The organism is Pseudoalteromonas sp. EB27 (assembly GCF_001974875.1).
In the GTDB taxonomy this organism is placed as follows: Bacteria; Pseudomonadota; Gammaproteobacteria; order Enterobacterales; family Alteromonadaceae; genus Pseudoalteromonas.
On sequence record NZ_MTQD01000001.1, the window covers coordinates 395572 to 409233 of the forward strand.

The 13662-nt window shown below is 39.2% G+C and carries 15 protein-coding genes; 9 read left to right on the plus strand and 6 right to left on the minus strand.

Annotated elements, in window-relative coordinates:
* The first annotated feature begins 81 nt into the window (after nucleotides 1-81).
* The 6 genes from BW142_RS01730 (at nucleotide 82) to BW142_RS01755 (ending at nucleotide 5538) form a co-directional block, all read left to right on the plus strand.
* Nucleotides 82-657, plus strand: a complete 576-nt coding sequence (locus BW142_RS01730) for a glutathione peroxidase (protein ID WP_076923693.1) — start codon at nucleotides 82-84, stop codon at nucleotides 655-657.
* Between the two features lie 86 nt (nucleotides 658-743).
* Nucleotides 744-1025, plus strand: a complete 282-nt coding sequence (locus BW142_RS01735; RefSeq protein ID WP_002958009.1) for a peptidylprolyl isomerase — start codon at nucleotides 744-746, stop codon at nucleotides 1023-1025.
* A gap of 64 nt (nucleotides 1026-1089) precedes the next feature.
* Nucleotides 1090-1668, plus strand: a complete 579-nt coding sequence (locus BW142_RS01740; protein ID WP_076923694.1) for a glutathione S-transferase family protein — start codon at nucleotides 1090-1092, stop codon at nucleotides 1666-1668.
* A 17-nt stretch (nucleotides 1669-1685) separates the two neighbouring features.
* On the plus strand, nucleotides 1686-2036 hold the full coding sequence (locus BW142_RS01745; protein ID WP_024599302.1) for a DUF2750 domain-containing protein: 351 nt from the start codon (nucleotides 1686-1688) through the stop codon (nucleotides 2034-2036).
* A gap of 99 nt (nucleotides 2037-2135) precedes the next feature.
* Nucleotides 2136-2816 carry a hypothetical protein gene (locus BW142_RS01750; RefSeq protein ID WP_076923695.1) on the plus strand — a complete coding sequence of 227 codons (681 nt, stop codon included), beginning with the start codon at nucleotides 2136-2138 and terminating at the stop codon, nucleotides 2814-2816.
* A 148-nt stretch (nucleotides 2817-2964) separates the two neighbouring features.
* Nucleotides 2965-5538, plus strand: a complete 2574-nt coding sequence (locus BW142_RS01755; protein WP_076923696.1) for a M1 family metallopeptidase — start codon at nucleotides 2965-2967, stop codon at nucleotides 5536-5538.
* Between the two features lie 75 nt (nucleotides 5539-5613).
* On the opposite strand, the gene BW142_RS01760 is transcribed toward BW142_RS01755, so the two are convergent.
* Entirely contained in the window at nucleotides 5614-5979 is a 366-nt protein-coding gene (locus tag BW142_RS01760; protein WP_007579906.1) for a hypothetical protein, read from the minus strand.
* Between the two features lie 76 nt (nucleotides 5980-6055).
* Nucleotides 6056-6931, minus strand: a complete 876-nt coding sequence (locus BW142_RS01765; RefSeq protein ID WP_076923697.1) for a hypothetical protein — start codon at nucleotides 6929-6931, stop codon at nucleotides 6056-6058.
* A 157-nt stretch (nucleotides 6932-7088) separates the two neighbouring features.
* Between BW142_RS01765 and BW142_RS01770 the strand changes: the two genes are divergently transcribed.
* The 3 genes from BW142_RS01770 (at nucleotide 7089) to yjjG (ending at nucleotide 9284) form a co-directional block, all read left to right on the plus strand.
* Nucleotides 7089-7988: a phosphoribulokinase gene (locus BW142_RS01770; RefSeq protein ID WP_024599298.1), complete on the plus strand. Its 900-nt coding sequence runs from the start codon at nucleotides 7089-7091 to the stop codon at nucleotides 7986-7988.
* A 62-nt stretch (nucleotides 7989-8050) separates the two neighbouring features.
* Nucleotides 8051-8596, plus strand: a complete 546-nt coding sequence (gene yjjX / locus BW142_RS01775; protein ID WP_076923698.1) for an inosine/xanthosine triphosphatase — start codon at nucleotides 8051-8053, stop codon at nucleotides 8594-8596.
* A 13-nt stretch (nucleotides 8597-8609) separates the two neighbouring features.
* Nucleotides 8610-9284, plus strand: coding sequence for a pyrimidine 5'-nucleotidase (yjjG, locus tag BW142_RS01780; protein WP_076923699.1), 675 nt, complete (start codon nucleotides 8610-8612; stop codon nucleotides 9282-9284).
* Nucleotides 9285-9365: 81 nt separating this feature from the next.
* Here the strand turns inward: yjjG and lpxC are convergent, their stop codons facing one another.
* The 4 genes from lpxC to BW142_RS01800 all read right to left on the minus strand — a co-directional run bounded on the left by lpxC (nucleotide 9366) and on the right by BW142_RS01800 (nucleotide 13661).
* Nucleotides 9366-10277, minus strand: coding sequence for a UDP-3-O-acyl-N-acetylglucosamine deacetylase (gene lpxC, locus BW142_RS01785; RefSeq protein ID WP_024599295.1), 912 nt, complete (start codon nucleotides 10275-10277; stop codon nucleotides 9366-9368).
* Nucleotides 10278-10383: 106 nt separating this feature from the next.
* The gene (gene ftsZ, locus BW142_RS01790) at nucleotides 10384-11631 is read right to left on the minus strand and encodes a cell division protein FtsZ (RefSeq protein ID WP_076923700.1); all 1248 of its coding nucleotides are present in this window, start codon (nucleotides 11629-11631) and stop codon (nucleotides 10384-10386) included.
* Nucleotides 11632-11652: 21 nt separating this feature from the next.
* Nucleotides 11653-12885: a cell division protein FtsA gene (ftsA, locus tag BW142_RS01795; protein WP_007582937.1), complete on the minus strand. Its 1233-nt coding sequence runs from the start codon at nucleotides 12883-12885 to the stop codon at nucleotides 11653-11655.
* Entirely contained in the window at nucleotides 12882-13661 is a 780-nt protein-coding gene (locus tag BW142_RS01800) for a cell division protein FtsQ/DivIB (protein WP_024599293.1), read from the minus strand. The genes ftsA and BW142_RS01800 overlap by 4 nt, the downstream gene beginning before the upstream one ends.
* Between the last annotated feature and the right edge of the window lies 1 nt (nucleotide 13662).

Consider the following 13662-nt stretch of genomic DNA (forward strand, 5'->3'; position numbering starts at 1 on the left):
AGGTCATTTGGGGGTTGATCAATTTGTTCCATATTAGCGTATGATTATCAAATCAAACAATCGTAAATTTTAGGTAATGTAATGCTAAAAAAAATTATAATAGGATTAATGGCTTTATTTATTAATGCTTCACTCCAAGCTGAAACATCATCAACTATTAACCAAACCTCTGCCCAAGACTGTCAAGATTTTACTAATATAGATATGCGAAAGCTTCGCTCAAAAGAATCGATTAACTTGTGCAAATTCAAAAATAAGCCTTTATTAATAGTAAACACGGCGAGTAATTGTGGGTTTACACCTCAATTTAAAGGCCTTGAAGCATTATATCAACAATACAAAGATCAAGGTTTAGTCGTATTAGGGTTCCCCTCTGATGACTTTTTTCAAGAAGAAGATAATGAAAAAGAAACAGCAAAAGTATGCTTTGTAAACTATGGTGTAACTTTTCCCATGTTTGCCACCAGTAAAGTTCGTGGTAGCGAAGCAAATCCAATTTTTAAATATTTGAATGAGCAAACTAGCTCTCCAAATTGGAACTTTTATAAATACTTAGTGTCTGCTGATCGTAAAACAATTTTACGGTTTAACAGTAAAGTGGCACCTAATTCAGAGCAAATGATTACTGCAATTGAAACTGTGTTTTCTAATAAATAAGTTTATACTGGTACAATTAGTTGAAACTAACTAGAATGACATTTCAATTCGGTTAAAAAAACACCACATTATATTCGGGAGATTTTATGACAGTAGCAAGCGCACGACACATACTTGTAGACAGTGAAGCACAATGTTTAGACTTAAAAACAAAAATTGAGCAAGGCGAAGACTTTGCTGAATTAGCAAAAGCACATTCTAATTGTCCTTCAGGTCAGGATGGCGGTGCTCTTGGTGAGTTTGGCCCTGGTATGATGGTTCCAGAGTTTGATAAAGTTGTATTTTCTGCGCCAATTAATCAAGTACAAGGCCCTGTACAAACTCAATTTGGTTATCATTTACTTGAAGTTACTAGCCGTTCAGAATAAATTTAACTGTACTGTAAGTAACATTTGATAAAAGCCGCTTATGCGGCTTTTTTATGGAGTAATTATGCAATTAATTGGTTCTGTACCTTCACCTTACGTACGCCGAATTAGAATTTGGGCGCAAGAAAACGACTGCAAGCTAGAACTTGTAAGTTTAGACATATTTTCTGATCAAGACCGCCCTACCATGGCCAGTAAAAACCCGGCTCGAAAAATCCCGATTTTGGTAGATGGTGACTTAACACTTAGCGACTCTAATTCTATATTGCGTTATTTACTTGAAAAAACAGGTCAGCCAAAACTAACGTGGCCTCAAGAGCACTTACTTACAACTATAAATGCCTGTAACGATTCGTTAGTAGAAATGGTGTTGTGTAAACGTTCTGGATTTGACACCAAAAGCGATAAATTATTTTTTAATCTGCAAAACGAACGTATTGAGCAAACATTGAGCTTTTTGAATTCTCATTTAAGCGATGAAGAATTTAAAGGCTGTGAATACCTCAACATCAGTTTATACTGCCTGCTTGATTGGATTTGCTTTCGCGAATTGGCTGACTTTAGTCAGCATTCAGCGCTTGTTGCTTTTCATAAGCAATATGGTGAGCGCCAAGCAGCAATAGACACTAATCCTCGTCACTAATTTAAAAGGGTAAACACATGAGCGATATCGAAATTGAATCACAACTAGTTAGCTTCGTAGAAAAAGTACGTGTTAGCGAAGTAATTTGGGCACTTGGTGCAGAAGATAATGGCTTTGTAGTGTGCGATTCTAACCAATTTGACGAAACTGACGTACTACTGCTTTGGGAAAGTGAAGCAGCAGCTAAAGCACAGTGTAAAGAAGAGTGGAAAGATTACAGTCCAGTAGAAATCAACCTTGATGAATTTTTAGATGCATGGGTTGAAGACTTAAATGAAGATAATGCACTTGTTGGTATTAACTGGAATGATGACCAAGTATGTGCAGAAATTGAGCCTACAGGTTTAGCTCGAGCATTGAGTGAATAATACTTTATACGCTTTGCGTTAAAAGCGAATAAAACCCGACTAGCATCTATTGCTAGTTGGGTATAAAATAAAACACATCATTATTTTCAAGGTATTACGTTGAAAACCCATCTTGGTCGCCGTCCCTTTTCCGCCATGGAATTGCACACCCTTTATAATGGATATATATACGGTGATTTTAAAGTTGCACGAGAGCAACCAAAACACTGGCACTTTTGGCTCCCTTTAATTGCATATTATAGCGGTGCTTATAGCGATGAGATTGGTTACTTAACGCTTGATGATCTGTCTCTTGAAAAAAATGTCTTATGTTTTAATTTTTATACCCACGGTAAAATTAAACCTCGTTTAGTTCCAGTACATCAAGCTCTTATAAATGCTGGATTTAATGAATATATAACATTCATCAAATCGCAAAACCAACACCGATTAATGTTCGACTTACCCGCTAAAACTGGCAGGTACAGTGAAAAAGTACGTATTTGGTTTTCAGGTGAAGGTGAGCGTGCCGGTTACCTGCAAAAATGTGATATACCAAACGTAGATCAACTCGGTATGAAAACAGCAATAAGCAGTCTTCGTCTTAACTTTGAGCAACAAGTGCGTATATACGCCCTGCAAGCTAACTCTAAAGACACATTTAATTATTTAATGGGCTTTAACGAGTATCCACATGATGTGTTTAGCGATACTCACTTATTAAATACCGTTGTCCAACAAATACTTATTATTAACTCACACCTGCATTGGCAGCGTTTTATAACACGCGAAAGCCACTGACAAACTTTGTTACTATTTCCCTTTAAAGTCACCGTTATAATCAATTACTCTATTTAAAAAAACTGTTAGGATATCTAACCCCCTAATTATATGAGCATAAAAAAGCCTATTTAGGGTAGTTTCTAACAACAACAATCTAGGGATCACTATGTTTCTTAAAAGCCTCTTAACAGTGAGCGTTGCTTTGGCAATGGGTGCTGCAAACGCTAACGAATTCGTTATTGAAAAACTCGCAAAACCAAGTTCACAACAGGTCTCGTTAACACTCGACCCGAGCCAAGATACATTCACAGGGATGACTGAGATTTCCCTAGAAGTACTAAAGCCAACAAAATATATTGAGTTAAATGGCGTAGCTTACGCTGTTAAAATGGCGCAACTGCTTGGTGATGAAAGCTGTGATTTAAACAATGAAATGCTTAAAACAGGTAAAGTTAAATTTAGCTGTGATGAACAAATTCAACCAGGTAAATACACACTTAAAGTTGATTTTTCAGCGCCATATAACCGTCAAAGTGTTGGTTTATACAAAACATTAGACCAAGGCACACCTTACTTATTTACTCAATTTGAAATGAGTGATGCACGCCGTGCATTTCCTGTTTTTGACGAGCCAAGTTACAAAATTCCATTTCAGTTAACGATTACTGCGCCTACATCACAAAAAGTATATTCAAATACGCCAGAACTAAAAACAACGGTTGATGGCGATATGACCACACACTTTTTTGATAAAACACCGCCAATCCCTTCATACCTAGTGGCAATGGCCGTTGGCCCATTTGAAGAATTAGAAATTAAAGGCATGCCAATTCCTGGTCGTGTAATTACGCCACAAGGTAAAATTCACTTAGCCCAATACGCAAAAGAAAATATGCCAAAAGTACTAGGCGCACTTGAAGCGTATTTTGGTATTCCTTACGTTTACAAAAAATTAGACTCAGTAGCGGTACCAGAATTTCCATTTGGCGCAATGGAAAACTCAGGCTTAGTTACCTACAGAGAAGATATTTTACTGGTTGATTTAGCTGCCGCAACACGTAGTAAAAAACAACGTAATGTATCAATTATTGCTCACGAACTTGCTCACCAATGGTACGGTAACTTAGTAACCATGAAATGGTGGAACGACTTATGGTTAAACGAAGCGTTTGCTAGCTGGATGGCTGCAAAAATTACTAAGCAGCTTAACCCTGAGTTTGAATCGCACTTAGACCTGCCACAAAACAACGTAATGGCACTTGATGCACGTTTAAGCACTAAGCCTATTCGTAAGCCAATTAAAACCGAAGCCGACATTATGGATGGTTTAGGCCTTGCTTACAGTAAAGGCAGCTCAGTACTTGCTATGGTTGAAAACTGGATTGGCGAAGATGCATTTCAAAAAGGTATTCAAAGCTACTTAAAAGAGTTTTCGTACAAAAATGCTGAAGCGGCTGATTTATGGGAAGCACTAGGCAAAGCATCAAACAAAGATGTAGCAAGCGTTTTAAAATCGTTTATTGAGCAATCCTCTTTCCCACTAGTTAAAGTGACTCAACAAGGTAGCAAAGTAACTATTTCACAAAGCCGCTTTGTAAATGCAGGTGTGGATGCGCCAGAGCAGCTATGGAATGTACCGGTTGCAATTAAGTATGGTGCTGGCGATAAAGTAAAAACAGCAAACGTATTACTTAATAAACAAAGCCAAACGCTAGACTTAGACTTTGAACCAGAGTGGATTTATCCTGACCAAGGTGCACTAGGCTACTATCGCTGGGTAATGGATGACGCACAATTTAGCGCACTTGTTAAAAAAGCGCCAAGCGTACTGAGTGACCGTGAGCGCTTAGCGTTACTATCGGCTACTGATGCACTACTTGATGCTGGTGTTATATCTGCTGCTAAGTTAATGCAAACACTTGAAGTGTTCGTAAGCGATAGCCACCCTCGCGTAGCAAATACCGCACTAGGTTACTTAGTATCGCAACAACGTACTTTTAAAGACGATAGCAATAAAGATTTATGGCCTGAATTTATTCGTAATGCGGTAACGCCTGCGGCTAAAAAATATGGCCTAGAAGCTAAAGCGGGAGAAGATGGAGCTATTGCACAACTTCGTGCAGCCGTTGTATCACGCTTAGGTTTTGATGGTGAAGATCAAAACGTCATCAAAAAGGCAAAAGAACAAACACAAGTTTATTTAAATGATCCACAAAAAGTAGATCCTTATTTAGCGGGTACGTACTTAACTCTTGCTGCTTTTCATGGTGACAAAGCGCTGCTTGATCAGTTCATGACAACGTTTAAAACCACAAAAGATCCACAAGTACGCACTAACATGCTTGCTGCAATGGGCTTTTTTGGCAAACCTGAGTTACAAAAAGCGGTATTAGCTTATAGTTTAACGGATGAAGTAACGGCATCTGACATGCGCACTATTTTGTCAGGTCAAAGTTATACAGATGAGCGCCAAGCGTTATTTATTGACTGGGTTTACAGTAACTACGATAAAGTAACAGCAAGCTTACCGCCGTTCTTTATTCCTAACTTACCGTACTTTACAACTGCAAGCTGTAATGCAGAAAGCCTAGCTAAAACAAAAGTATTTTTTAACGAAAAAGTAGCTGATGTAGCAGGTTACGCTCGTACATTAAGTAAACTTGAAGAAAGCACAAACGATTGTATTGCGCTTAAAACACGCGAACTTGAATCGGTTAATAGCTTCTTAAAAAGTAAGTAACTCTTAGTTATTAAGCTATAAAAATACAAAAGCCGCTGAATATAAATTCAGCGGCTTTTTACGTTTTATATAAAATTAGTTACCAATAATCATAGTTAGCTTGGCTATAAAGTCTTTTGCTGCTTGCTCAGAATTTATTTTAAATGCCACGCCATAGTGAATAGGTTGGGCGCTTTTAAAAATACGCGTAGGAAAGCGTGTCATCTCGCTGCTATGAAAGTACCCTTGAGCACGCGTTACGCCATCAATATCACTAAAATCATCACTAAACACTTCAAATGCGGGGCGAATTACTATTTTACCCTTGCCACTTTCGCTGTGGGTATAAAATGCTTCTTTAGAGTTTACTAACATGTACTCTGCAATATTTTTAATCTTAAAATTACTTCTACACTGTAATTTAATAAGCTGTTCTGTCAGCTCGTCTGCACTATAAGCCACGTGTAATCCCTATTAGTTAAATTTACGCATTAGATTAACGCATACACACAATAAAATCTGAATTTATTTGCCTACTTTACTTCGTTATATCACATACAAAAGCGAGTTTTTCATTGTTGAAACTCATTCTTGTTATATTTGTTTCGCAGTAAGTGCTTAAATTAAGCCATTGCGATACTTCGTCACTGCCCTCAAGCTTGCGTTGATAAACGCGGTTCTTAATTGCGTAAGCGATAGTTGCATCATCTTTCAAAATAAAATCTTGTACTTGAGCCGGCAATCTTAGTAAGTCTTCAACTTGTTTATCTTGTGGATTAAAACTCGCTAAAATGTGTTGCTCGTTTTTAGTGTAACTAAATAAAAATGTAGCCGTCGCGTTATTATAAATAAGTGTTCGGCCAATATTGCTGGCAGCTATTTTTCCCTTTGCTTCTTCAACTGATGTATATTGAAGGGTATGAGGCTTTCCTAAAATAAACATCACTAAATCATTTTGAACGCCCCAAGCGTGGTATCCAACAGGCTCAATCCAATCAAAAATACGACTTGGCGCATCTTCGTTTTTACGTGGGTATCGCCACAACTTTTGTTTACCATCCGCCTCAACAACAATCGCTGATACTGCATCACCACTAGGCATAACAGTTGGTGAATATTCGCTTACGGGAGAGTTACTGATATTAGTTACTTGTTTTGATGTTAAGTCATAATAAGCAATATCGGTTTGGCCCTGCCCATCTGTAATGACCTCATGAGTAAAATATAAACCGTCGCTTGTTAAGTATGGTTGGTTGTTATAACTATTTTTATCACTCACTATACTAACTTGTACCCCATAAGGCGTATTTAAATCAGCAAGTAATACTTGGCTTTTTGGCATGCTAGCCTGCGCCATAATTGGGCTAAGCGCTGCTATAGAAAATACCCCAAGTAATGGTTTAATAAGTTTCATGCTTTCTCTCGTTTTAATTTTAAGCACCTCATGATAACGTTATTTGCTGATGACGTCACTTGAGCTAAGTCAGTCAACTCTTAAGATACCCAAACGACTTAAAATAATGTTAAGTTTAGTCTGGTTATAAAACCTGGTCCTAAAAAAGAGAATTAACATGTCAGCTAAAAATCCTATTATTGCGATTACGGGTTCGTCTGGTGCGGGTACAACCACCACAACCAATGCAATTAAACATATTTTCCGTAGCCTTAATATTGAAGCGGCTTTTATCGAAGGAGATAGCTTTCATCGTTACACTCGCCCTGAAATGGATAAAAAAGTACGTGAAGCGCAACAAGAAAATAAACACATTAGTTACTTTGGCCGAGAGGCAAATGACTTTGGTTCTTTAGAAGCGTTGTTTGAAAACTATAGTGAAACAGGCCAAGGTAAGTTACGCCGTTATTTACACACCTTTGATGAAGCCGTTCCATACAATCAATTACCGGGTACATTTACTCCTTGGCAAGACCTTGATAGCAATACCGATATTTTGTTTTATGAAGGATTGCACGGCGGCGTAGTTGATCAAGATGTAGACGTTGCAAAGCATGTTGATTTATTAATAGGCATGGTGCCTATTATTAACCTTGAATGGATTCAAAAATTAATACGCGACACATCCGAACGCGGCCATTCTCGCGAAGCGGTTATGGGCTCTATTGTGCGCAGTATGGATGACTATATAAATCATATTACCCCGCAATTTTCTCGTACCCATATTAATTTTCAGCGAGTGCCTACTGTTGACACCTCAAATCCATTTAGCGCCAAAGATATTCCATCACTCGATGAAAGTTTTGTAGTTATTCGCTTTAGAGGAATTGATGATGTTGATTTTCCTTATTATTTACGCATGATCGAAGGCAGTTTTATGTCTCGTATAAATACACTTGTAGTACCAGGCGGTAAAATGGGCTTAGCTATGGAGCTTGTGCTTACCCCATTGATTAAAGATATTATTTTGAAAAAGCGTGCACTGGAAAATCTAGCTCCTCTCGATTTGCCTATTTAACTCCTCTTCTAAGATTGAGCCAACTCACGTACACTGCTGATTTTACTCAAGGTCAGATCAGCATGTCACAACAATTAAAAATTATTGTCGGTTCTAAAAATCCTGTAAAAATAAATGCCGCTAAACATATTTTTACTATGTATTTTCCAGAATGTATCATTGATTGTGAAGGTGTGAATGCTCCCTCAGGCGTGCCCGATCAGCCTATCGGCGAAGACGAAACACGTATTGGCGCGCAAAACCGCGTAAATTATTGCAAAGAGCACCACCAAGCTCACTATTACGTTGCAATGGAGGGCGGTGCTGAGCAATTTAGCTATGGTGCAGCAACCTTTGCTTACGTAGTTATTGATAATGCGTTAAATCAAGTTGTAGGGCGCAGCAGCAACCTTCCTCTACCCCAAGTACTTTATAATGCTTTACTTAAAGGTGAAGAACTTGGCGATGTAATGGACAAAGCATTTAATACCACCAACGTTAAACAAAAAGGTGGCGCTATTGGTCTACTTACAAACAATCATGCCACTCGGGAAAGTACCTACACACAAGCACTCACTTTAGCTATGGCGCCTTTTTTACACCCTGAGCTATATAGCCAAACAAATTAATTTAGGAAGTTTAATGAAGTACAACTATGTATTGTTTGATGCAGACGAAACCTTATTTAGGTTTGATATTTTAGCGGGTATGACTCGCATGTTTAAAGCTTACAACGTAGATTTTAGCCAAGACGATTATATTCATTATCAAAAAACCAATAAGCAGCTGTGGGTTGATTATCAAGATGGCGCTATTAGCGCAGATTACTTACAAGTAACACGCTTTAATGAGTGGGCTGTAAAACTTAATGTGCCAGCAAAAGAGCTAAATGATGCTTTTTTAGATTCTATGGCGCAAATTTGCGAGCCATTACCTGGTGCTATTGAGCTTTTAAATAAACTTAAGCCGCATGCTAAGTTAGGTATTATAACTAACGGATTTGCCCGCTTGCAAACCGTACGCCTTGAGCATACTGGCTTAAAAAATATGTTTGAATGGTTAGTTATATCTGAGCTTGTAGGTATAGCAAAACCGAATAAAGCGATTTTCGAGCACACATTTGAGCTAATGGGTAACCCAGATAAATGCGAGATACTTATGGTAGGTGATACAGCGGCAAGTGACATACTTGGCGGCAACAATGCCGGTATTGATACTTGCTGGTTACAGCACCCTGGTGAGCGATTAGCCGACGGAATAAAGCCAACCTATACAGTAACTAATTTAAATCAGTTACAAACTCTTTTAGAGTTATAATAAAGTAAATTTCACGCAAAAAAAATGACGCTAATAAGCGTCATTTTTTATAACTGTTTTTCGAGCTTCGCTATAACGCTTTTAAGCGTGGGCTAACTCAAGACCGGGTGCAGGCATCGTCACAGGCGTTTCAAATGTTGCCCACTCCCATGCTGACTCTGTTGCCATAATTTTACGAAGTAATTTATTATTTAAATCATGACCTGACTTAAATGCAGTTACTTTACCTAAAAGGTTATGGCCTGTCATAAACATGTCACCAACACAGTCTAATATCTTGTGCTTAACGAACTCGTCGCTATAACGTAAACCGTTAGGATTTAAAACTTTGAATTCATCAAGTACAACTGCACTATCCATGCTCCCACCTAGCGCTAGGTTGTTTGCATGCATGTATTCAATATCTTTCATAAATCCAAAAGTACGCGCACGGCTAATTTCTTCAATAAAGCTTTGCGTTGTTATATCCAACCCAATACGTTGGCGACTTTCATTGATAGCAGGGTGGTTAAATGCAATCTCAAAGTCGATATGAAAACCATCATATGGTTCAACTTCAGCCCATTTACCATCTTCTTCAATGCGTACTTTTTCTTTAATACGGATAAAGCGTTTAGCAACGTTTTGCTCTTCAATTCCGCCTTTCTGCAACAAATATATGAATGGTAATGCACTACCATCCATAATCGGCACTTCTGAGCTATCTAATTCTACAATTAAATTATCAATGCCCATTGCAGCAACAGCTGCAATAAGATGCTCAGTAGTCGATAAGCGAACACCATCTTTGTTAATTAAACAGGTACACAACTGCGTATCACCAACGGCTTCAGGTGTTGTTTCAAAATCAACAACCGGATCAAGGTCGACACGACGAAATACAATCCCAGTATTTGCGCTCGCAGGTCGGAGAGTTATTGTGACCTTCTCACCTTTATGAAGTCCAATTCCTATGGCTTTGACTACTTCTGCAATCGTACGCTGTTTAATCATAGGTATGCTCACTTTTAAATCAGTTACAGTTATATGGCGGAGTTTAACATAAATCCTTTTGCCTTTCAATATTCGTACATATTTCAAACAAAAGTATTGTTAAATGTTAATCAGCCTGCTTACGTAAAAAAGCGGGGATATCAAAATAATCACCACCTTCTGATTTATCCGCTTTTTTACTGTTTTGCGCTGAAGAGCTTGATGCACTGCTTGAGCTCGTTGAAGGCGCTTTTTCTTTACTTTGCGCTTGCTCTTTAGCAGTGTTTTCTTCAGTGTTTGTATCTTGGCTTGCAAAGCTTGGTACGTACATACTGCTCGTTTGGTTTGATGTGCTTGCAACATCAGAACCTGATGCTTTTTTAAAGCCGTTATCAACAATACCAAACTGTGGACGACGATCGCCGCCTAAGCCAGTTGCAACAACCGTTACACGTAGCTCATCAGTCATTTCTGGGTCGATTACCGCACCAACAACAACCGTTGCGTTTTCTGACGCAAGTGCTTTAACGTGATTACCAACAATTTCAAATTCTTCAATCGCAATGTCCATACCTGCGGTAATATTAACTAATATGCCTTTAGCACCTGTTAAATCAACGTCTTCTAGTAGTGGGCTTGAGATAGCCGCTTCTGCTGCTTCTTGTGCACGATCAGGACCTGACGCAGACGCCGTTCCCATCATTGCAGTACCCATTGCAGACATTACAGTTCTAACATCGGCGAAATCCACGTTAATTAAACCAGAACGTGTAATTAGCTCTGCTATACCTTGTACCGCACCAAATAATACGTCATTAGCTTTAGCGAAGGCATCTAGAAGTGTAGTCCCTTTTCCTAAAACTTTAAGCAATTTATTGTTCGGAATTGTAATAAGTGAATCTACAATTTCTGACAATTCATTAATGCCTTGTTCAGCGGCTGCTGCACGTTTTTTACCTTCAAAATCAAAAGGACGTGTTACAACTGCAACAGTTAAAATACCTAGCTCTTTTGCTATTTTAGCAACTACCGGTGCTGCACCAGTACCTGTACCACCGCCCATACCTGCTGCAATAAAGACCATATCGGCGCCTTCAAGGCTGGCACGAATTGTATCTGCATCTTCTTCAGCCGACTTACGGCCTACTTCAGGGTTTGCGCCCGCACCCAACCCAGAGGTTATTTGCGTGCCTAGCTGAACTGTAATATCGGCTGCAGAGTTACGTAATGCTTGCGCATCAGTATTAGCGGCTATAAAACGCACGCCTTCTATTTGTTGTTTTACCATGTGCTCAACAGCGTTACCGCCACCACCGCCCACGCCGATTACTTTTATTACAGCTTCTTCGCTGTGTTGTTCCATTATATCAAACATGTTTACTCTCCGACTTGAGTCTTAAAACTCGCCTTGGAACCATTTAGTAATGCGGTTCCACCAATTATTGTTATCCTCTGCTTTCGACTTTTGTGCATTCATCGATTGCATGGTACGCCCGTATTGTAACAAACCAACAGCGGTTGCGTACGAAGGATCATCTACATAGTCTGTCAAACCAACCATCCCGATTGGTTTGCCTATTCTTACTGGCATTTGGAAGATGTCTTCTGCCACTTCCATCGCGCCAGTCATTTTAGCAGTTCCGCCTGTAATAACGAGACCTGCCGCAATTTGGTCTTCTAAGCCTGAACGACGAATTTCTTCCATCGCAAGCTCAAATAATTCTCTAAAACGAGGCTCTACCACCTCAGATAATGTATGGCGCGACATTAACCTTGCTGGTCGTCCGCCTACACTTGGTACTTCAATTGTGTCTTCGCTACTGGCCATTTGGCTACTAGCACATGCGTATTGTACTTTGAGTGACTCGGCATGTGATATAGGTGTGCGAAATATTTTTGCAATATCACCAGTAACTTGGTTACCCGCCACTGGAATAACCGCAGAGTGACGAAGTGCACCATTAATATAAATGGTGATATCCATAGTGCCGCCACCAATATCAAGTACTGCAACACCTAGCTCTTTTTCGTCATCTGTTAGTACAGAATAACATGACGCTAATGCAGTAAAGATAAGCTGATCGACTTCAAGACCACAACGCTCTACACATTTCTCGATATTTTTTGCCATATCGTTTGAGCACGTAATAATGTGTGCACGCGCTTCCATACGAACACCGCTCATGCCTAATGGGTTTTTAATCCCCTCTTGCATATCGATGCTGTACTCTTGCGGTAATGCATGCAGCATTTTACGCTCTGCCGAAATAGGCACAGAACGCGCAATATGAATTACATTTTCAATGTCTTCGTCAGTGACTTCGGTGTTATTAATTGCCACCACGCCACTTTCGTTTTGGCACTGTATGTGTTTGCCAGAAATCCCCAAATACACAGAGCTAATACGACAATCAGCCATTAACTCGGCTTCGTCTATTGCTCGGCGAATAGACTCAGACACTAAGTTTAAATCGTTAACGCCGCCTTTATCCATACCATGAGATACTTGGCTGCCCACACCAACAATGCTGAGCTTGTTATCTGCGGTGATTTCACCTACCGTGGCAACCACTTTCGAGGTGCCAACGTCTAACCCTATTACTAGGTTTCTTTCTGCTGACTTAGTCATGCCTTACTCTTATTTTGTAATTGTTCTTCTTGCACTGGCTTAAAGCTTACTGCAAGGCCGGTATCATACCGTAAATCTATTGTATCTACTTGTGCATCTGCACGTTGTTCCATTCGTGGGTAGACGTCTATAAAACGTTGCACACGCTTGGCTTTATCTTTACGTCCTAAATTTAAACGTATTCCGTTATCTAGCCATAATTGCCACGAAAAGCGCTCCGACAATGCCAAACTTGTTAACGTTAAGCCGTTAACTTTTAGCATCTCATCAAATTGCTTAAAAGCAATCCACGCTTCTTCTTCGCTGCCTTCTGGGCCGTATAACTGCGGTAAGTCATCATCTAACTTATCGCTGCTGGCTTGAAATGCTTGGCCACTTTGGTTGAGCAATAAGTCGCTATTCCAATGTGCTACTACTTCATGTTCAACTACATATACTTGTATAGTATCAGGCCATTGTTTACGTACCGAAGCGGTAGCAACCCAAGGTAAATCTTGAACTAGTTGCTGCACATGTTTTACATCTAATTCAAAAAAACTACTTAAATCGGCATTTTTAATCGCTTTTATAATTGCCGTTTCATCAGTGTATTTAGGCTGCCCTTGCACTGTAAGGTGCTTGATTTGAGCATCTTTGTTTTCAACTAACCAATCCGATACACCTGTCGTAATTTGCACTAAGCCAATTACAACAATGAGAAAAAAACTCACACCAAAAATCAGAGACCAATTAAGCTTCAGTTTGATTTCTTGAGCTTTTTCTAAAAGGGGATGCATA